The organism is Cytobacillus kochii, from assembly GCF_044790165.1.
Classification (GTDB): domain Bacteria; phylum Bacillota; class Bacilli; order Bacillales; family Cytobacillaceae; genus Cytobacillus; species Cytobacillus kochii.
Genome location: NZ_CP085254.1, coordinates 39,287 through 58,435 on the forward strand (window position 1 = coordinate 39,287; position 19,149 = coordinate 58,435).

Here is a 19,149-nt window from a genome sequence, read left to right on the forward strand (position 1 = left end):
CTTGGATAAAAAAGAAATCTTTGACTCTGTAGATAATATGGAATCGCAAATCGGTCAATTATATATACAGCTTGGTGAGTTGAAACAGCATCTTGCTGAGGTATTAGAAGAGAATAATGCATTGAAGTTGGAAAATGAACATTTACGTAGAAGATTAAAGATAACATCTGACCGAGAAAAGAAAAATGAGCAGCAGAAGGAAGAAACAGAGAAAGAAAAACTCTTTGATATAGGGGAAGGCTATGACAACCTTGCTAGACTATATCAAGAAGGTTTCCATATTTGTAATCTTCATTTTGGTAGTCCTAGAAAAGATGGGGATTGCTTGTTCTGTTTATCATTTTTAAATAAAAAATAATCGATACCTTCCTTCTAAACAAGGAAGGTTTTTTTAAAGATATGCAAAGAAGTCCTTGGCTTTAGAGGCTTCAACCGATAGATAGATACGAAGTGTGCTTTTTTAGTAATGGAGGAAGAGAAATGGTTATGTTAAAGGGTGATGAAAGGTTAGATCATTTGTTAGCAGAGGGATTGAGAATTATTCAAAGTCCTTCCGTATTTTCATTTTCGGTTGATGCCGTTTTATTGGCTCGATTCACTTACTTACCGATACAAAAAGGAAATATCATAGATTTATGTAGTGGTAATGGTGTGATACCTTTGTTTTTAAGTGCAAGAACAAAAGGAATGATTACAGGAGTGGAAATACAAGATCGTCTTGTTGATATGGCGAATAGAAGTATTCAATATAATCAACTAGAGAATCAAGTTAAGGTGGTAAAGGGAGATGTTAAAGGCATTGCTCGGCAATTAGGGTATGCTAAGTATGATGTGGTGACATGCAATCCACCTTATTTTCCAGTCGATACCAATAAACACAAAAATGAAAATGAACATTATGCGATTGCTCGACATGAGATTCTCTGTACATTAGAAGATACAATTCAGTCAGCAAGTCAACTAGTTAAGCACGGAGGGAAAGTTTCTTTTGTTCATCGCCCAGGTAGGTTGTTAGATCTTGTGACATTAATGAGAAAGTATGAGATAGAACCAAAAAGAATACAAATCGTTTATCCTGAGCAAGGGAAAGAAGCGAATGTGCTTCTAGTGGAAGGCATTAAAAAAGGAAAACCTGACTTAAAAATATTGCCGCCATTGTATATCTATGAGACGTCGGGTGAGTATACAAAGGAAATGAGGTTGATGTTGTATGGAGACTGAAACCCATTACTTTTACGTACTCGAATGCAAAGACGGAACCTTCTATGCTGGGTATACAAATAATCTTATGCAAAGGATAGAAAAGCATAATGCTGGAAAAGGCGCTAAATATACAAGGGGAAGAGCACCGCTAACGCTTATTTTTCATCAAATATTTTCTAGTAAGTCAGAGGCACAGAAAATGGAATATCGTTTTAAGCGATTGAGTAGACAGAAAAAAATTGAATGGATGAATACCCAAAGAGAAGAAGGTCGGTGAGTAATATGCAACAACAGAAGAGTTTCCATATGGAGAATGAAAAAGGCATTCTCTACTTAGTGCCAACACCCATAGGTAATCTAGAGGATATTAGCTATCGCAGCTTGAGAATATTAAAGGAAGCCGATTGGATTGCTGCGGAGGATACTAGGAATACAAAAAAACTATGCAACTACTTTGAGATAGAGACACCCATTATTAGTTACCATGAGCATAATAAAGAGAGTAGCGGCTTTAAATTAATTGCGAAGTTGAAAGATGGAGAGAAAATTGCGCTTGTGAGTGATGCAGGTATGCCAACCATTTCTGACCCAGGATATGAGCTGGTTACTAGTGCCATTGAAGAGAAGCTCACTGTTGTCCCATTACCTGGTGCGAATGCTGCACTTACAGCATTGATTGCTTCGGGGCTACCAACACAGCCATTTTTCTTTTATGGCTTTTTAAATCGGCAAAAGAAGCAGAAAAAGGCAGAGTTAGAGACGCTTTCAAAAGTATCTTCTACAATCATTTTATATGAATCTCCTCATAGGTTGAAGGAAAGCTTACAGCTCATGTTAGATATCTTAGGCGATCGCTCAATTGTTTTGAGTAGGGAGCTGACAAAGAAGTATGAAGAGTTTATTAGAGGATCGATAAGAGAAGCAGTAGAATGGGCAGGCCAATCAGAAATTCGCGGGGAATTTTGTTTAATTATTGAGGGTTGCAAAGAGCCAGTAGAAGAAAGTAAGTGGTGGGAAGGGTTATCTATTGAAGAGCAAATTACTTATTATATAGAAGAAAAAGGTTTGAAAAGTAAGGATGCCATTAAACAAACAGCCCTAGACCGTGATATGAGTAAACGAGAGGTATACAAGATTTATCATATTGATGAAGCGTAAAAAAATAGAGACTCGCAAATAGGAGTCTCTTTGTTGTTTATTTAGTTAGTTCAAAATTGCTTTGGATTTCTTTAATTAATTGCTCCGCGCCATCTTTGCTAAGGATTAATTTTCCACCAGCTAGTGAGATGTTATCATCGGATACTTCACCAGTTACTTGGCAAGTCATGTTTGGCTTATATTTTTTTAAGATGATTTTTTCATCATCCACATAGATTTCTAATGCGTCTTTTTCTGCAATACCAAGAGTACGTCTAAGTTCAATTGGAATAACTACACGACCTAATTCATCAACTTTACGAACAATACCAGTAGATTTCATATTAATTGCTCCTCCCAGTCATCTATCTAATTATTTATCTTTTTCGTCATTATTCGACAAAAATCATTGTTGATATTATAATACCAACCATTGCCATAATCGTCAATTACTTTATTTTATTTTTGTGTGGAAATTATTAACATGGGAAGGATTATTGATTTATCAAGGTTTATGATGGAAAAGTCATGGATAAAAACTCACCCAATTTCCAGTAGACGTACATACCTCGTTTCGACAAAACGACATAATTCGACAAATTTCACCTATTTGTCTATTTTTTTGTCGAAGGATTAATTTGAGTAAGGCTTTAGAAAAAACACGGAGGTTGTAATAAAACCATGGCTTCTCCCTTCGGAAATGTTGCACAAATTCAAGTTTTTAGGTATATTTTGAGGAAGATAGAGGCTAAGATGACTCATATATATTCTTTTTTTATACAAAGAAGAAACAATAAATATATGGTCAGATATGAGAGATTAGACTCGTCATAAGGGCGGGTTTTTTAAGATGAGGAGGAAATAAACATGGAGGAAAAATTAAAGACTTTTTATTTAACCACTCCAATTTACTATCCGAGCGGAAATTTACATATTGGACATGCTTATACGACCGTTGCTGGTGATGCGATGGCACGTTATAAGCGTCTAAGAGGTTATGATGTAATGTATTTGACGGGTACTGATGAGCATGGCCAAAAAATTCAAGAAAAAGCGGAAGAAAAAGGCGTGTCTCCCCAAAGTTATGTGGATGAAATCGTTAGCGGTATCCAAGACTTGTGGAAAAAGTTGGATATTTCTTATGATGACTTCATTCGTACAACAGAAACAAGACATAAAGAAGTAGTTGAGAAGATTTTTGCTCAATTATTAGAGCAAGGTGATATTTATCTTGGGGAATATGAAGGTTGGTATTGTACACCTTGTGAATCGTATTTTACTGAAACACAATTAGTTGAAGGTAACTGTCCAGATTGTGGGAGGCCGGTTCATCGTGTGAAAGAGGAGTCATATTTCTTTAAAGTTAGTAAATATGCTGATCGGTTACTACAATATTACGAAGACAACCCTTCTTTTATTCAACCAGAGTCTAGGAAAAATGAAATGATTAATAACTTCATTAAACCTGGGTTAGAGGATTTAGCTGTATCTCGTACAACATTCGATTGGGGTGTTCCAGTTCCTGGTAATCCTAAGCATGTCATTTATGTATGGATTGACGCCTTATCAAACTATATTACTGCACTAGGATATGGCTCAGATAATGATAGTAAGTATTTGAAGTACTGGCCTGCAGATGTTCATTTAGTCGGAAAAGAAATTGTGCGCTTCCATACTATTTACTGGCCAATTATGTTAATGGCACTAGACTTACCATTACCTAAGAAAGTATTTGCTCACGGTTGGTTATTAATGAAAGATGGAAAAATGTCTAAATCTAAAGGTAATGTAGTAGACCCAGTCACATTAATTGATCGTTATGGTCTAGATGCGTTACGTTATTACTTATTGCGCGAAGTGCCATTTGGCGCTGATGGCGTATTTACACCTGAAGGTTTCATCGAGCGTATTAATTTTGATTTAGCCAATGATTTAGGAAACCTCTTGAATCGGACAGTGGCCATGATTAATAAGTACTTTGACGGCGTCATTCCAACTTATCGTGGTTCAAACGGTGAATTTGATCAAGCACTTGTACAAATGAATGAAGAGACAGTTGGGAAATATGAAGAAGCAATGGAAAACATGGAGTTTTCAGTAGCGCTGTCTGCTGTATGGCAATTGGTCAGTCGTACGAATAAATATATTGATGAAACAAAGCCATGGATGCTTGCGAAAGAGGAGAATACACAAGAGGAATTAGCAACGACGATGTACCACTTAGCAGAATCGTTAAGAAGAATCGCCGTTCTATTACAACCGTTCTTAACTAGAACACCAGAGAAAATCTTTACACAGTTAAATGTAAACAAAGAAGAGCTCGTCTCTTGGGAGAGCATTGAGACATTTGGTAAAATTGGCGAAGGTATAAAAGTACAAAAGGGTGATCCTATTTTCCCTCGTCTTGAAATTAGTGAAGAGGTTGAGTATATTAAGCAAAAAATGCAGGGTAATGCACCTCAAGAAGAAAAAGAAGAGAAGCAAGTACAAGCGAAACCAGATAGTGAGGAAATCACGATTGATGACTTCATGAAAGTGGATTTACGTGTTGCTCAAGTCATAGAGGCTGAACCAGTCAAAAAAGCGGATAAGTTATTAAAATTACAATTGGATTTAGGTTATGAAAAACGTCAAGTTGTTTCAGGTATCGCAAAGTTTTACAAACCAGAAGATTTAGTTGGCCGTAAAGTCATTTGTGTAACCAATCTTAAACCTGTTAAATTGCGTGGAGAATTATCTGAGGGAATGATTCTTGCTGGAAGTGAAGATGGCGCATTATCATTAGCTACAATTGCAGAGTCATTACCAATAGGCGCGAGAGTCAAATAATATCCGTTTAATGGAAGCAGAAGGTTTTAAGAACATAGAAATGTGATCCGTTACAAAGACGATGATGCATTTCTATGTTTTTTATTTTTATATAATATATCTAAATAAAGTTATTAAGGTTAACTCTATATATATAGAAGGAAGATGTTTATTTAATATCATAGTTGTTAGTTTTCTAAAATAGTAATAAAAAAGGAGAAATGAGAATGCTATTTGATACACATGTTCATTTAAATGCGGAGCAATATGACGAGGATTTGGCAGAAGTGATTAAGCGAGCAAGAGAAGCTGGGGTTGAAAAAATGGTCGTCGTTGGTTTTGATAGACCGACAATTGAAAGAGCAATGGAACTGATTGAACAATATGATTTCCTTTATGCGAGCATTGGTTGGCATCCGGTTGATGCGATTGATATGACTGAAGGAGATTTAATTTGGATAGAAGAATTATCGAAGCATCCAAAAGTAGTCGCAATCGGAGAAATGGGATTAGATTACCATTGGGATAAGTCACCAAAAGATGTGCAAAAAGATGTGTTTAGACAACAAATACAATTGGCGAAAAAAGTAAAATTACCGATTATTATTCATAACCGTGAAGCAACAGCTGATATCGTAGAAATATTAAAAGAAGAAAATGCTGCTGAAGTAGGTGGGATTATGCATTGTTTTAGTGGAAGCCCTGAAACAGCTAAAGAATGCATTGATATGAATTTTTATATTTCATTAGGTGGCCCTGTTACTTTTAAAAATGCAAGAAAACCAAAGGAAGTGGCAGCAGAGATTCCATTAGAAAAATTGTTGATTGAAACAGATTGCCCATATTTAGCTCCGCACCCATTCCGTGGCAAACGTAATGAACCAAGCTATGTGAAGTTGGTCTGTGAACAAATTGCTGAAATTAAAAACATTCCAGTAGAAGAAGTTGCGGCAATTACAACTGAAAACGCAAAAAAATTATTCGCTATAAATTGACAGCAAATATTGTCAAAAATAATAGAAGCTTGTCCAAATGTTTTCTTATACCAAAAAGTTCTACACAGGAATCTGTCCTCATAGGATAACCATGTCGATATCTCTCACTTTGCAAAAAAATGCTTTTTCTGCATAATAGAGCGTACGTGCAGAAAAAATTTTTTCTTGTATGGAAAGAGGGAAAAAAGAGTGTTTCGGAGAATAGAAGGTATATCAGTTTGCCTGACTTCTGAAATGCTCGATTGATTCAGTATTTTTAGGGGGTGTGGATGATAAGGTGAACGCTCTTTTCTTGAACTCTTTATAAGGGGAAGAGGAATACTTGGAGATGTTCCGTTTTATCTTTCCCTCCAAAAAATCAGATAGTGAGTGTTGACAGTCAGCAAGATAGTCTATATAATCACTCCGAGAGAAAAGGAGGCAATTTTCATCGTGATAAATTACATGAAAAACCTGTTATCCAAGTCTTTGAGCAAGAAAAAATGGGCAGTTATCTTTGCTAGTCTAATCGTTACGATTACAGCTAGCGGTTTTTTAATCTTTGAAATGACAAAGAAAACCGTTGCTCTAACATTAGATGGTGAGGAACAAACAATAAATACACACGCAAAAACCATTCAAGAGATATTTGACGAAATGGATATAGGATTACGCTCAGAAGACTATGTGTACCCCTCGGTAGATAAAGCCGTTAAGGACAATATGGAAGTGGTTTGGAATCCTGCAGTGCAGGTGAAGATTACCGACAAAAAAGATTCCGAGGTCATATGGACAACAGCTGATACTGTGCAAGAGCTGATAGATGAAGAGAATATTGAATTAAGTAAACATGATGTCATAAAGCCTAAATTAGGTGATAAAATTACAGGTAAGATGGACATCAAGATTGATCGCGCGTTCAAAATTGAATTAGCAGACGGTGCGAATGATAAAACCGAAGAAGTGTGGTCAACTTCGACTACGGTCGCTGACTTTTTATCGCAACAAGATATTAAGCTAGGAAAATTAGATCGTGTTGAACCAAAGTTGGATGAGACAGTCAAAGAAAATGACGTAATAAAAGTCATCAGAGTTGAAAAGGTCACCGATGTAGTGGAAGAACCAATTGAATATGCGGTCGTAACTAAAAAAGACGACAGCTTGAAAAAGGGTAGTGAAAAGGTTCTTGAAAAAGGTCAAGATGGACTTTTGAAAAAAGAATTTGAAATTACTCGTGAAAATGGAAAAGAAATCTCTCGTAAATTACTTAGTGAAGAAAAAGTAAAAGAATCAAAAGATCATATAGTTGCTGTTGGAACAAAAGTATCTCAACCAGTTACAAAAGTGGCATCTCGCGGCGAGACTAATGAATCTAGTGGCAAAGAAATGTATGTTAGCTCTACCGCCTATACTGCAGGTTGTAATGGTTGTTCAGGTGTCACAGCGACGGGATTAGATTTAAAAGCTAATCCAGGAGCAAAAGTGATAGCGGTAGATCCGAGCGTTATTCCTTTAGGGACAAAAGTATATGTGGAAGGTTATGGTTATGCTGTAGCTTCCGATACGGGATCTGCTATTAAAGGGAATAAGATTGACGTATTTTTCTCCAGTAAATCTGATGCTTATCGTTGGGGACGTAAGCAAGTGAAAATACGTGTGCTTAATTAGATGGTGTTTGTAAGCAGGGGAATTCATCCTCTGCTCTTTTTCTGTTATTTGCATTTTCTTTCGAAGGATGTTTCATATATAATAAAATGCATGCTATCTTGCTGTACTATCATTATATATATTTAGACGATTAACATTACAGAAATGTTTCACTTTTTTTGCAAATAATTCATTATTTTTAAAATAAGTTTGCTGAATAAGTATAAATTGGAAGTTTTTAGTGAACGGATAGGTGTTAAAATGAAAATAAAAGAGATTATCGTGGTAGAGGGTAAGGACGATACTGTCGCGATTAGAAAGGCATTAGATGCCGATACAATTGAAACAAATGGCTCAGCCATAAATTTTGAGACATTAGAAAAAATAAAACTGGCGCAAAAAACGAGAGGTGTTATTGTTTTAACAGATCCTGATTTTCCTGGTGAGAAAATTAGACATACGATTACAAAGCATGTCCCACAATGCAAGCACGCCTTTATTGATAAACAATTTGCCATAGCTAAGCATGGTAAAGGTGTAGGTGTAGAGCATGCTTCTGTTGAGGTGATACGAGAGGCGCTCTCCCATGCCTATGTCATGACAGAGGAGGCTGTGTCTGAAGTGACGCAGGCTGATCTAATGGACGCAGGCTTAATTGGTGGCAGTGACGCAAAGATGCGCCGTGAAGAGCTAGGCAAGATTTTAAAGATAGGTTATGCCAATGGCAAGCAACTTTATAAACGTTTAACAATGTTTCAAATTACAAAGAAAGACTTTTTGGCAGCGGTAGCTAAAATGGACAAGGAGCTTGATTATGAATAAGGATATTGCCACACCGATAAGAACGAAAGCAATTTTAGAGAAGCATGGCTTTTCGTTTAAAAAGAGTTTAGGTCAAAACTTCTTAATAGACACGAATATATTAAATCGAATTGTGGATCATGCTGAATTAACATCCAAGTCTGGTGCCATTGAAATTGGTCCTGGTATTGGTGCATTAACTGAGCAATTAGCTAAGAGAAGTGAGAAGGTTTTAGCTTTTGAAATCGATCACCGACTATTACCAATATTGGCAGATACACTTGAGCCATATCCGAATGTAAAAGTTATTAATGAAGATGTACTAAAGGCTGATATCGTTTCGGCGATACAACAAGAATTTGCAAACATCGATGATTTAATGGTTGTTGCTAATTTACCTTACTATGTCACTACGCCAATCATTATGAAGTTATTAGAGGATCAGCTCCCGATTAGAGGTATTGTATGTATGTTGCAAAAGGAGGTCGCAGAACGTATCTCTGCGAGTCCTGGCTCTAAAAGCTATGGCTCCCTTTCAATTGCAATTCAATATTATACAAAAGCAGAGACTGTTATGATTGTTCCTAAGTCTGTCTTCATTCCTCAACCGAATGTCGATTCTGCTGTTATCCGCTTAACAAAATTAGATCAACCAGCAGTGAAAGTTCAAGATGAAGCCTTCTTCTTTACAGTAACAAGAGCAAGCTTTGCACAAAGGAGAAAAACCATCCTCAATAATTTAACGAGTCAGTTAGAGAAGGGGAAAGAAAGAAAAGAGTTCATTTTACAGGCACTAAATCAAGCTGGGGTTGAACCAACGAGAAGAGGAGAAACGTTAGGGTTAGAAGAATTCGCTCGTTTGGCTGACGCATTACTACCTCACTTCAGTTCATAGCATCTACTAGGTATTAGCACATATGAACCGGACTAATGACTTTATTAAAAGTGTTTAGTCCGGTTTTTAATTTGGTTTTTGGGATTTGCAATTTTTCCTTGTACGGTGAAGAGGCGTTATAGAGAAGCACAGGTCCAAGCATTGGCGCATAATTTAACTCAAGAAACAGACTCAGGGAAATGGCCCAAAATGGAGTGACGACAGTGACTATAAAATTAATGGATATCGTTGGGAGGGTTTCCTATCATTGTGATATTATGTTCCGAGTTATTGACATAAGAGAGCATGATGGGAAAAAGATGGCGGTATTATATGGAGAAGATATAAGGCTCATTGCAGATGCTCCTTATGAGGATCTTATCATCATGAGTCAGTCTGATCAGCGAAGGATTATGCAGGAATTCCGCACACTTGAAGAGCAATCTCTTGAATTATTCCGTCAAGATGTTCATCTATTGCAAGAGAAAAGGGAATATACAGTAACAGAGGGATATAGTAAAGCAGCTAATTATTTTCAATTACCCGGGAAGGTATTACATCTTGATGGTGATCCAGGGTATCTAAAGAAATGTTTAACGGTATATGAGAAAATCGGTATTCCAGTTACAGGTCTACACTTAAGTGAAAAGGATATGCCTCGTGTTATTGGGGAGTTAGTAGATTATTATCGACCGGATATTTTAGTTATTACTGGCCATGACGCATATACAAAGGCAAAGGGTAGTAAATCAGATATAGAGGCTTACCGCCATTCTAAGCATTTTGTGCAAACGGTGAAAGAAGCCAGGAAGAAGGTTCCTCATTTAGATCAACTTGTCATCTTTGCTGGAGCTTGTCAATCTCACTTTGAATCCCTGATTCATGCTGGAGCTAATTTTGCTAGTTCTCCATCAAGAGTAAATATTCATGCGCTAGATCCGGTATATATTGTAAGTAAGATTAGTTTTACACCTTATAATGAGCATATTCGTGTTTGGGACGTGTTAAGAAATACATTATCTGGTGAAAGAGGCTTAGGTGGGGTGGAAACAAAAGGTGTGCTTAGGACGGGTATGCCGTTCCATTATGAGGAAGAGGAAGAACAATCTATTGATCCGTTTGGGTCATTTTAAAAGAGAGTTTACCTATTGGGAAAATGATAAAATAAGGGTATGTTAGAGGGGCTTGCCAATGTCGGTTGGGCTTCTTTTTTATGTGGAAAAATAAGATTCTCAATAATTTTACATAATTTCCTAAAAGATGGGGAATGTTAGGAATGTAGAAAATTAGCAAAAAAAGTAGAACGAAATGTGTTGCAACTGTTTTTGTTTATTGATATAATTAATAATTTTACTTGACTTAATTGTGGTAAAGTGGTATACTTTCTATAGTGAGGTGGACCGAATGGGAAAAACATTATTGGATATCAAAAAGGCACTTGATTCAAATCTTGGTAAAAGGCTAATGCTCAAGGCTAATGGCGGACGCAGAAAGACAATTGAACGGTCTGGCGTTTTAGCTGAAACGTATCCATCTGTATTTGTCATCGAGTTAGATCAAGATGAAAATGCATTTGAACGCGTATCTTACAGCTATGCGGATGTTTTAACAGAAACGGTTCAAATTACTTTCTATGAAGACACATCAGGACAAGTTGCTTTAAGCTAACCTTATATAACATCAACAAAAGCGGCAAGCCAATTTGCTGCTTTTTTGTGTTTTAGAAAGGTTAAAACAACTACTAGTAATTACCTTCATGAAAGAATTACTTCTGAGGAAAGCTATGAGTAGCAATGAATAAGGAGTGATTCCAAGATGAGCAGAAGAAGGCGAATCATGTCAGAAGGAATGAAAGAAGAACTCGCTAAAGAATTAGGCTTTTATGACACCGTTCAACAAGAAGGTTGGGGCGGTATTACTTCTAAAGATGCTGGCAATATGGTGAAAAGAGCAGTAGAAAAAGCCTTAGCATCCTATCAGACAAAATAATTCATTGTGTTTTTAAAAGAAACAAATACGAAAACAGGCTAATGCTCCCCTATAAGTAGACAAATATCTGGCTACCTATGGAGGAGTATTTTTTATGTTTAAACTCTCTGGAAGGAAAGTATTTAATCTCAAACGCGTAGGCGAACGAGAGTCAGGAATCTGGAAGATGAACGAAGAAGATGTGAGTTAGGTGATATCGAGTTAGATTAGGGCAAAAGAAACCCATTCGAAAAATCCAAACTTCAGAAGTTGGTCCGGGTGCGGATAAAATCGATTCAGGAATCTATACCTCTGATGGTTTCAAAAATGATTCCCCGGAAACGCAAAATCTCATTTGCAAGACGAGCACCTTTTTAATCTGTTTCTTACAATCTTTATACAAAGCATGTACATTAACTAAGACCGCTCAGACAAAAGTACTTATTTAGTTTATTTCATTTTGCGATTGCTTATTTTTCATCGTGAATATGCTGACTGTTCCCAGGCTAATGTCAAAAAATTAATCTTAATATTGAATAATATTATTGCATACGTCTTACTTTTCTTGTTTTGTGGTAAAATAGGACAAAAAATGGAGTCGTCCTGAAATTTGTAAAGTAGGTGGAGAGTTTGAAACTTTTAGTAAAGGCTCCTGCTAAAATCAATTTATCATTAGATGTCCTCGGTAAACGAGAGGATGGTTATCATGAAGTAGAAATGATTATGACAACCATTGATTTGGCAGATCGTCTTGAATTAACGTTATTGGATAAAGATGAGATAAAAATTGTTTCACATAATCGCTTTGTTCCAGATGACCATAGGAACTTAGCTTATCAGGCAGCACATTTACTAAAGAACAGGTTTAATGTGAAGCAAGGGGTTAGTATTGCAATTGAAAAAGTGATTCCTGTTGCTGCGGGATTAGCTGGGGGAAGCAGTGACGCAGCAGCAGCGTTAAGAGGCTTAAACAAGCTGTGGCAATTAGGATTAACGATTGATGAGTTAGCGGAAATCGGTGCAGAAATCGGCTCAGATGTATCTTTTTGCGTTTATGGAGGGACAGCCCTTGCTACAGGTAGAGGAGAGCTTATTCAAGCTTTACCAGCTCCACCAACATGTTGGGTGATTTTAGCTAAACCTTTTATCGGTGTTTCGACTGCTGAGGTGTATCGCCGCTTAAATAAACAGGGACTTAAACATCCGCAAACCTTAGCAATGATTAAGGCCATTGAAGATCAGTCTTATAGCGATGTTTGCGCACATTTGTCTAATGTCCTTGAAAGTGTGACGTTAAAAATGCATCCAGAGGTTAACCAAATTAAAGAACAGATGCAGAGATTTGGTGCTGATGCAGTGCTAATGAGTGGTAGTGGCCCTACTGTATTTGGTTTAGCACAGCATGATTCTCGTATGCACCGTATTTATAATGGTCTAAGAGGGTTTTGTGACCAAGTTTTTGCGGTTAGACTCCTTGGAGAACAGCATAAACTTGATTAAAGACGTATGATAATGTTATATTATCGTTATAATATTCGGTTTTTAATTAAAAGGAGGGCCAATCATGAAATTTCGTCGGAGTGAACGTCTAATTGATATGACACATTATCTTTTAGAGCATCCAAGACAATTGGTATCCTTAACCTTTTTCTCAGAAAGATATGGTTCAGCTAAATCATCAATTAGCGAAGATTTAGCGATAATAAAAGACACTTTTGAGCTTCGCGGAATAGGCACATTAGAAACAGTTCCAGGGGCAGCGGGTGGCGTGAGATATCAGGTGAAGGTACGAGATGAAGAAGCGAAACCGATCATTGCTGAACTATGTGAGTTAATTGCAAGTCCTGATCGTCTCTTGCCGGGCGGTTACCTTTATATGACTGATATTTTAGGCGACCCTATGATTGTACAAAAATGCGGTAAGTTAATTGCATCGGCTTATATTAATAAAAATATTGATATGGTCATGACAGTTGCGACAAAAGGAATTGCGCTTGCCTATGCAGTCGCTAATTATCTTAATGTGCCTGTTGTCATTGCCAGAAGAGATAGTAGAGTGACAGAGGGATCTACAGTCAGCATTAACTATGTATCAGGGTCTGCGAAAAGGATTCAGACGATGGTTCTTTCTAAAAGAAGTTTAGAAGAAGGTTCGAAAGTACTTATTGTTGATGATTTTATGAAGGCCGGCGGCACAATTAATGGCATGATTAGTATGCTGGATGAATTTAAAGCTACACTAGCTGGAATTGCAGTCTTAGTAGAATCAGAAAATGCAGATGAACGTTTAGTTGATGAGTATGTATCTCTCGTCCAGTTAGCAGATGTAGATGTAAGAGAAAAACGTATTAATGTAACTGAAGGAAACTACTTCAAAAGGAATTAAGTAGGGAGAGGGAGGAAGATTGTTATGAAGATCGTTCAAACGAATGAAGCTCCAGCGGCTATTGGACCGTATTCTCAAGGTATTGTTGTAAATAATATGTTTTATAGCTCGGGACAAATACCATTAACTACAAAAGGTGTTATGGTAGATGGTGATGTGAAGGCTCAAACACATCAAGTATTTAAAAATTTACAAGCAGTATTACAAGAAGCAGGTGCATCACTTGAAACAGTCATCAAGACAACTGTCTTCATCCAAGATATGAACGATTTTGCAACTGTGAATGAAGTTTATGGAGAGTATTTCAATAACCACCAACCCGCTCGCTCTTGTGTAGAGGTAGCAAAATTGCCAAAAGAAGCAAAAATTGAAATAGAAGTTATCGCACTTGTGAAGTAAATCTCGTGTGGGAGATACACCATTCTGAAAGGATGGTGTATTTTTTATGAGACAAAAGTGAATTTCAAGAAATCGAAATAGTCAAAGGAGAATGGTATTTGGAAGAATTTTAATGGAAATCATCCATTTGTCCTAAAATTACGAAATATTTTTTCTAATTAAGAAGGAGTTTGCAATTATATGTGGAATTGTAAGTAAAGGATTTTATCTACTGGGAAAAGGTGGTGAACAGAATGGAAGTAACTGACGTAAGATTACGCCGCGTTAATACGGATGGCCGCATGAGGGCGATTGCATCTATTACTTTGGATCAGGAATTTGTCGTTCATGATATTCGTGTCATTGATGGTAATAACGGCTTATTTGTAGCGATGCCAAGTAAACGTACTCCGGATGGAGAGTTTAGAGATATTGCTCATCCGATTAATTCCGGGACTCGCGGTAAAATCCAAGAAGCAGTATTAGCAGAGTACCATCGTTTAGGTGAATTAGAGGAAGTAGAATTTGAAGAAGCGGGTGCTTCGTAGAAAAATAGACACGCAGTTAGGAGTCCATACATCTTAGGTATGGGCTCTTTTTTTTGTGTATAAATTATTTCAAATGGATGGGTGTGTGTAGACTTGTGAAAAAGTCATTCTAATTGACAAAAATATGTACTTTCCTTTCATTCCTTGAAATCATATGCTATTTAGGATATATTTTTTAATGGATAAAAAGGTTAATTGGAGGACTTTAAATGTCTAATCGATATGCGGTCATTTTAGCTGCTGGTCAGGGTACACGGATGAAATCTAAGCTATATAAAGTGCTACACCCTGTTTGTGGAAAACCGATGGTTCAGCACGTCTTTGATCAAGTATCTACACTTGATATAAAAGATATTGTAACTGTCATTGGTCATGGAGCAGATCTAGTTCAATCACAGCTGGGAGAAGCGAGTGAGTACCGTTTGCAGGAAGAACAGCTTGGTACGGCCCATGCCGTTATTCAAGCGAAAGATTTGTTGCAGGATAAAGAAGGTGTCACGCTAGTTATATGTGGAGATACACCATTAATCAAAGCAGAAACAATGGAAGCGTTATTTAAACATCATGAAGAACAATCTGCGAAAGCAACTATTTTAACAGCGCATACTGGTCAACCGACAGGTTATGGTCGTGTAGTGAGGAATACTGATGGTCATGTAGAGAAAATTGTCGAGCATAAGGATGCGTCAGAAGAAGAAAGATTGATAGAAGAAATCAACACTGGAACTTATTGTTTTGATAACAAAGCTTTATTCCAAGCGCTATCACAAGTATCTAATGATAATGCCCAAGGTGAATATTATTTACCTGATGTCATTGAAATCTTAAAAGCCCAAGGTGAAATCGTTACTGCGTATCAAACACCTGACTTCGAGGAAACCTTAGGAGTAAATGATCGGGTGGCGTTATCACAAGCAGAGATGTATTTAAAGAAACGTATCAACGAACATCATATGAGAAATGGTGTAACAATTGTTGACCCATTAAATACTTATATCGGTGTGGATGTCGAAATTGGTTCAGATACAATTATTTACCCTGGCACTATGTTGATGGGGCATACCATTATTGGTGAGGATTGTGAGATTGGCCCTTCTACTCAGATTGAAAACTGTCAAGTTGGCAGTGAAACGGTCATAAGGCAATCAGTGGCACATGATAGTGAAATTGGTGCGGCAGTAAAGATTGGTCCATTTGCCCATATTCGACCGCAATCGCAAATTGATGATGAAGTTAAAATTGGCAACTTTGTAGAAATAAAGAAAGCGAAGTTTGGCAAGGGTAGTAAAGCTTCACATTTAAGTTATATTGGTGATGCAGAGGTCGGAAAAGACGTTAATTTAGGCTGTGGTTCCATAACAGTTAACTACGATGGAAAGAATAAATATTTAACAAAGATAGAAGACGGTGTATTTGTCGGTTGTAACTCAAACTTGGTTGCACCAGTTACAATTGGTGAAGGTGCTTATATTGCAGCTGGATCTACGATTACTGATGATGTACCAGGCAATGCCTTATCTATTGCACGTGCTCGTCAAGTAAACAAAGAGAATTATGTAGATCAATTAAATCAAAAGAAATAAAAATTTATGGAGGCGCATCATGTCAAACCAGTATTTAGATCCCAATTTAAAAGTATTCACTTTAAATTCAAATAAAGGACTTGCCAGTGAAATTGCTAAATTTATCGGTGTAGAATTAGGTAAATGTTCCGTTACGCGCTTTAGCGATGGTGAAATCCAAATTAATATCGAAGAAAGTATTCGTGGCTGTGATGTGTATGTAATCCAATCAACTAGTAATCCAGTAAATGAGCATTTAATGGAATTATTAATTATGATTGATGCCCTAAAACGAGCATCTGCTAAAACAATCAATATTGTTATGCCTTATTATGGATATGCTCGCCAAGACCGTAAAGCGCGTGCACGTGAGCCGATTACTGCGAAACTTGCTGCAAATTTATTAGAAACAGCGGGCGCAACACGTGTGATTACGCTCGACTTACACGCTCCACAAATTCAAGGATTCTTTGATATTCCAATCGATCACTTAATGGGTGTACCAATCCTATCTGAATACTTTAAGAACAAGGTAGAAGGAGATATTGTTGTCGTTTCTCCAGACCATGGTGGTGTAACAAGAGCACGTAAGATGGCAGATCAATTAAAAGCGCCAATTGCCATCATTGATAAGCGCCGTCCAAGGCCAAATGTGGCAGAAGTGATGAATATTGTTGGTAATATTGAGGGGAAAATAGCTATTCTTATTGATGATATTATCGATACGGCTGGCACAATCACTTTAGCTGCAAATGCACTTGTGGAAAATGGAGCTGCAGAAGTGTATGCTTGCTGTACGCACCCTGTTCTATCGGGACCGGCTATTGACCGTATTGAAAACTCACAAATTAAGGAGCTAGTAGTGACGAACTCTATTGTTCTTGATGAAGAGAAGAAAACAGGGAAAATCGTCGAGCTATCTGTGGCATCTCTTATCGGAGAAGCAATTATTCGTGTCCACGAAGAGCAATCTGTAAGCGTGTTGTTCGATTAATCAATTCTGACACATCATGCCATCTATCGGATCATTACGTTTAGTTTAAAAATGGACATTTTGCTTACAAACGTCGAGCGATGTTTATCTTTCAGTTAATTAGGGAATCTTTAAATAATAAGCCTTAAATTATGAAAGGGGACGTTAGAATGACTGTTTTAGAAGCGAAGGAAAGAAAAGAGTTTCGTCACTCATTTTTAACTAAAATTCGTGCAGATGGTAATGTTCCAGCAATTGTTTATGGCACGAAGATGGAGAGTAAGCCAATATTCTTTAATGAGGCTGATTTTATTAAGACGATTAGAGAAGTTGGTAGAAATGGTGTCTTCTCAGTCGATATTGATGGTAAGAAAGTCGATGTCGTCTTAACAGAATACCAAGCCGATCCATTAAAGAATACAGTGGTACATGCTGATTTATTATCTGTAGACAAATCTACACAAATTACAGCAGAAGTTACTGTAAATACGGTCGGTGACTCACCAGGTGTAAAAGAAGGTGGCGTCTTGCAACAAGCGCTACATGAGATTACCGTTACCGGTACACCTGGCAATATCCCGCAATCAATTGATGTGGATATTTCTAAATTAGAGATAAACGATGTGGTCACTATTGAAGATTTAAAAGGTGCCTCCTCGTATGAAATTGAACATGATGCCGAAGAGACGATTCTTTCTATCCTCCCTCCTCGTGTGGAAGAAGAACCTCAAGAAGAGGAAGTTGTGGAAGAGCCGGAAGTTATAAACGAAAAAGAATAATACCAAACTAAGGTGGGGACTGACCAGAGCACCAACGGGTCAGTCCTTATTTGAGGTAAGGGGGAAAGTGCTTAGTGAAACTATTTGTAGGGTTAGGTAATCCAGGTAAGCCCTATGATCGTACAAGACATAATATTGGATTTGATGTGATCGATGAATTATCTAAAAAGTGGGACATTCCACTTGATCAATCAAAGTTTAAAGGATTGTATGGTGCTGGATTTGTAAAAGGAGAAAAAGTTTTTTTATTAAAACCACTTACATATATGAATTTATCAGGTGAATCCATTAGACCACTGATGGATTATTTTCAAATTGAGATAGAGGATATTGTAGTTATTTATGATGATTTAGATTTACCGGTTGGAAAGATTCGCTTGCGACAAAAAGGAAGTGCTGGTGGACATAACGGGATTAAATCAACGATTGCTCATATCGGTACGCAAGAATTCAACCGCATCCGAGTGGGGATAGATCGTCCGCCTCAAGGAATGAAAGTCCCGGATTATGTACTTGGTAAGTTTACTGAAGAAGAAATGAACGAAATGAAAGCTGTCATTAATAAATGTACTGATGCGTGTCAAGAATGGTTAAATGTACCTTTCCTTCAAGTCATGAATGTATATAATCAATCATGATATAATGATTTGTGCATATCCTTCCAACAAACCGTCAATAATAATGACAATTGATGGATAAAGGGAAGTGTTATTGTTGGCTATTCATTACTCATGCCGCCATTGCGGGGTATCTTTAGGGACTGTCGATAAACAAACGGTTCAAGCAGAGCAATTAGGCTTTCATAAATTAAATGAAGAAGAAAGACATGAAATGATCCAGTATGATAATTCGGGAAACGTTTACGTGAAGGCGATTTGTGAGGATTGCCATGAATCACTAGAGCGTAATCCCGACTACTATCAGCAAGACTTTCTAATTCATTAAAGCTTTGGAGTACTTTCCAAAGCATTTTTCTGTTTCTTTATACTCTTTTCGATAGATAGGAAAAAAGTTTAGTACGATAATAGAGGGACTTTTCTTATAAAAATCGAATAATATATAAAGTTAACAACCATTGTTTGAAAAAACACGCATGATTTATATGCTTTGT

22 protein-coding genes are annotated in these 19,149 nt (G+C 37.1%); 21 read left to right on the forward strand and 1 reads right to left on the reverse strand.

From position 1 onward, the window contains the following. Position 1: 1 nt before the first annotated feature. The 4 genes from yabA to rsmI all read left to right on the forward strand — a co-directional run bounded on the left by yabA (position 2) and on the right by rsmI (position 2,361). Positions 2-358, forward strand: coding sequence for a DNA replication initiation control protein YabA (gene yabA, locus LG276_RS00195; protein ID WP_095371302.1), 357 nt, complete (start codon positions 2-4; stop codon positions 356-358). A gap of 122 nt (positions 359-480) precedes the next feature. Beyond that, positions 481-1,221, forward strand: a complete 741-nt coding sequence (locus LG276_RS00200; protein WP_224939116.1) for a tRNA1(Val) (adenine(37)-N6)-methyltransferase — start codon at positions 481-483, stop codon at positions 1,219-1,221. Then, positions 1,211-1,480 carry a GIY-YIG nuclease family protein gene (locus LG276_RS00205; protein WP_251163594.1) on the forward strand — a complete coding sequence of 90 codons (270 nt, stop codon included), beginning with the start codon at positions 1,211-1,213 and terminating at the stop codon, positions 1,478-1,480. Before LG276_RS00200 ends, LG276_RS00205 begins: the two co-directional genes overlap by 11 nt. A gap of 5 nt (positions 1,481-1,485) precedes the next feature. After that, complete coding sequence (rsmI, locus tag LG276_RS00210; RefSeq protein ID WP_251163615.1) at positions 1,486-2,361, forward strand: 16S rRNA (cytidine(1402)-2'-O)-methyltransferase; 876 nt, start codon at positions 1,486-1,488, stop codon at positions 2,359-2,361. Between the two features lie 37 nt (positions 2,362-2,398). Here the strand turns inward: rsmI and LG276_RS00215 are convergent, their stop codons facing one another. After that, entirely contained in the window at positions 2,399-2,689 is a 291-nt protein-coding gene (locus LG276_RS00215) for an AbrB/MazE/SpoVT family DNA-binding domain-containing protein (protein ID WP_180317054.1), read from the reverse strand. Between the two features lie 518 nt (positions 2,690-3,207). Between LG276_RS00215 and metG the strand changes: the two genes are divergently transcribed. The 17 genes from metG (at position 3,208) to LG276_RS00300 (ending at position 18,983) form a co-directional block, all read left to right on the forward strand. Continuing rightward, the gene (gene metG / locus LG276_RS00220; RefSeq protein WP_404293091.1) at positions 3,208-5,169 is read left to right on the forward strand and encodes a methionine--tRNA ligase; all 1,962 of its coding nucleotides are present in this window, start codon (positions 3,208-3,210) and stop codon (positions 5,167-5,169) included. 206 nt (positions 5,170-5,375) lie between these two features. Then, positions 5,376-6,143 carry a TatD family hydrolase gene (locus tag LG276_RS00225; protein WP_095371295.1) on the forward strand — a complete coding sequence of 256 codons (768 nt, stop codon included), beginning with the start codon at positions 5,376-5,378 and terminating at the stop codon, positions 6,141-6,143. 444 nt (positions 6,144-6,587) lie between these two features. After that, positions 6,588-7,790: a G5 and 3D domain-containing protein gene (locus LG276_RS00230; RefSeq protein ID WP_224939147.1), complete on the forward strand. Its 1,203-nt coding sequence runs from the start codon at positions 6,588-6,590 to the stop codon at positions 7,788-7,790. Between the two features lie 240 nt (positions 7,791-8,030). Beyond that, positions 8,031-8,591 carry a ribonuclease M5 gene (gene rnmV, locus LG276_RS00235; protein ID WP_251163596.1) on the forward strand — a complete coding sequence of 187 codons (561 nt, stop codon included), beginning with the start codon at positions 8,031-8,033 and terminating at the stop codon, positions 8,589-8,591. Beyond that, positions 8,584-9,465 (forward strand): 16S rRNA (adenine(1518)-N(6)/adenine(1519)-N(6))-dimethyltransferase RsmA, encoded by an 882-nt coding sequence (rsmA, locus tag LG276_RS00240; RefSeq protein ID WP_404293093.1) that lies wholly within the window; start codon positions 8,584-8,586, stop codon positions 9,463-9,465. Before rnmV ends, rsmA begins: the two co-directional genes overlap by 8 nt. Before the next feature lie 203 nt (positions 9,466-9,668). After that, positions 9,669-10,577 (forward strand): sporulation peptidase YabG, encoded by a 909-nt coding sequence (gene yabG / locus LG276_RS00245; RefSeq protein ID WP_224939121.1) that lies wholly within the window; start codon positions 9,669-9,671, stop codon positions 10,575-10,577. A gap of 271 nt (positions 10,578-10,848) precedes the next feature. Next, positions 10,849-11,112 carry a biofilm formation stimulator Veg gene (gene veg / locus LG276_RS00250; RefSeq protein WP_095371290.1) on the forward strand — a complete coding sequence of 88 codons (264 nt, stop codon included), beginning with the start codon at positions 10,849-10,851 and terminating at the stop codon, positions 11,110-11,112. A gap of 147 nt (positions 11,113-11,259) precedes the next feature. Further along, positions 11,260-11,433, forward strand: a complete 174-nt coding sequence (locus LG276_RS00255) for a small, acid-soluble spore protein, alpha/beta type (protein ID WP_095371289.1) — start codon at positions 11,260-11,262, stop codon at positions 11,431-11,433. 609 nt (positions 11,434-12,042) lie between these two features. Further along, a complete protein-coding gene (gene ispE / locus LG276_RS00260) occupies positions 12,043-12,912 on the forward strand; it encodes a 4-(cytidine 5'-diphospho)-2-C-methyl-D-erythritol kinase (protein ID WP_224939123.1) in 870 nt (289 codons plus the stop codon). 64 nt (positions 12,913-12,976) lie between these two features. Then, the gene (purR, locus tag LG276_RS00265) at positions 12,977-13,798 is read left to right on the forward strand and encodes a pur operon repressor (protein ID WP_095371287.1); all 822 of its coding nucleotides are present in this window, start codon (positions 12,977-12,979) and stop codon (positions 13,796-13,798) included. 24 nt (positions 13,799-13,822) lie between these two features. Next, on the forward strand, positions 13,823-14,197 hold the full coding sequence (locus LG276_RS00270) for a RidA family protein (RefSeq protein ID WP_251163599.1): 375 nt from the start codon (positions 13,823-13,825) through the stop codon (positions 14,195-14,197). A gap of 233 nt (positions 14,198-14,430) precedes the next feature. Further along, positions 14,431-14,724, forward strand: a complete 294-nt coding sequence (gene spoVG, locus LG276_RS00275) for a septation regulator SpoVG (RefSeq protein ID WP_095371285.1) — start codon at positions 14,431-14,433, stop codon at positions 14,722-14,724. 209 nt (positions 14,725-14,933) lie between these two features. Further along, positions 14,934-16,307 (forward strand): bifunctional UDP-N-acetylglucosamine diphosphorylase/glucosamine-1-phosphate N-acetyltransferase GlmU, encoded by a 1,374-nt coding sequence (gene glmU / locus LG276_RS00280; protein WP_251163600.1) that lies wholly within the window; start codon positions 14,934-14,936, stop codon positions 16,305-16,307. A gap of 19 nt (positions 16,308-16,326) precedes the next feature. After that, a complete protein-coding gene (locus tag LG276_RS00285; RefSeq protein WP_095371283.1) occupies positions 16,327-17,280 on the forward strand; it encodes a ribose-phosphate diphosphokinase in 954 nt (317 codons plus the stop codon). A gap of 149 nt (positions 17,281-17,429) precedes the next feature. Continuing rightward, positions 17,430-18,038, forward strand: a complete 609-nt coding sequence (locus LG276_RS00290) for a 50S ribosomal protein L25/general stress protein Ctc (protein WP_224939126.1) — start codon at positions 17,430-17,432, stop codon at positions 18,036-18,038. 74 nt (positions 18,039-18,112) lie between these two features. Continuing rightward, entirely contained in the window at positions 18,113-18,676 is a 564-nt protein-coding gene (gene pth, locus LG276_RS00295) for an aminoacyl-tRNA hydrolase (RefSeq protein ID WP_224939127.1), read from the forward strand. A 76-nt stretch (positions 18,677-18,752) separates the two neighbouring features. Next, positions 18,753-18,983 (forward strand): anti-sigma-F factor Fin family protein, encoded by a 231-nt coding sequence (locus LG276_RS00300; RefSeq protein WP_095371280.1) that lies wholly within the window; start codon positions 18,753-18,755, stop codon positions 18,981-18,983. Positions 18,984-19,149 lie beyond the last annotated feature (166 nt).

What these genes read in the sequence shown, in the direction of transcription:
- spoVG (WP_095371285.1), top strand. Translation starts at nt 14,431, where the DNA reads ATGGAAGTAACTGACGTAAGATTACGCCGCGTTAATACGGATGGCCGC.
- metG (WP_404293091.1), top strand. Translation starts at nt 3,208, where the DNA reads ATGGAGGAAAAATTAAAGACTTTTTATTTAACCACTCCAATTTACTAT.
- rsmA (WP_404293093.1), top strand. Translation starts at nt 8,584, where the DNA reads ATGAATAAGGATATTGCCACACCGATAAGAACGAAAGCAATTTTAGAG.
- LG276_RS00270 (WP_251163599.1), top strand. Translation starts at nt 13,823, where the DNA reads ATGAAGATCGTTCAAACGAATGAAGCTCCAGCGGCTATTGGACCGTAT.
- veg (WP_095371290.1), top strand. Translation starts at nt 10,849, where the DNA reads ATGGGAAAAACATTATTGGATATCAAAAAGGCACTTGATTCAAATCTT.
- rsmI (WP_251163615.1), top strand. Translation starts at nt 1,486, where the DNA reads ATGCAACAACAGAAGAGTTTCCATATGGAGAATGAAAAAGGCATTCTC.
- LG276_RS00205 (WP_251163594.1), top strand. Translation starts at nt 1,211, where the DNA reads ATGGAGACTGAAACCCATTACTTTTACGTACTCGAATGCAAAGACGGA.
- glmU (WP_251163600.1), top strand. Translation starts at nt 14,934, where the DNA reads ATGTCTAATCGATATGCGGTCATTTTAGCTGCTGGTCAGGGTACACGG.
- LG276_RS00230 (WP_224939147.1), top strand. Translation starts at nt 6,588, where the DNA reads ATGAAAAACCTGTTATCCAAGTCTTTGAGCAAGAAAAAATGGGCAGTT.
- LG276_RS00285 (WP_095371283.1), top strand. Translation starts at nt 16,327, where the DNA reads ATGTCAAACCAGTATTTAGATCCCAATTTAAAAGTATTCACTTTAAAT.
- LG276_RS00225 (WP_095371295.1), top strand. Translation starts at nt 5,376, where the DNA reads ATGCTATTTGATACACATGTTCATTTAAATGCGGAGCAATATGACGAG.
- purR (WP_095371287.1), top strand. Translation starts at nt 12,977, where the DNA reads ATGAAATTTCGTCGGAGTGAACGTCTAATTGATATGACACATTATCTT.
- rnmV (WP_251163596.1), top strand. Translation starts at nt 8,031, where the DNA reads ATGAAAATAAAAGAGATTATCGTGGTAGAGGGTAAGGACGATACTGTC.
- LG276_RS00255 (WP_095371289.1), top strand. Translation starts at nt 11,260, where the DNA reads ATGAGCAGAAGAAGGCGAATCATGTCAGAAGGAATGAAAGAAGAACTC.
- LG276_RS00200 (WP_224939116.1), top strand. Translation starts at nt 481, where the DNA reads ATGGTTATGTTAAAGGGTGATGAAAGGTTAGATCATTTGTTAGCAGAG.
- LG276_RS00290 (WP_224939126.1), top strand. Translation starts at nt 17,430, where the DNA reads ATGACTGTTTTAGAAGCGAAGGAAAGAAAAGAGTTTCGTCACTCATTT.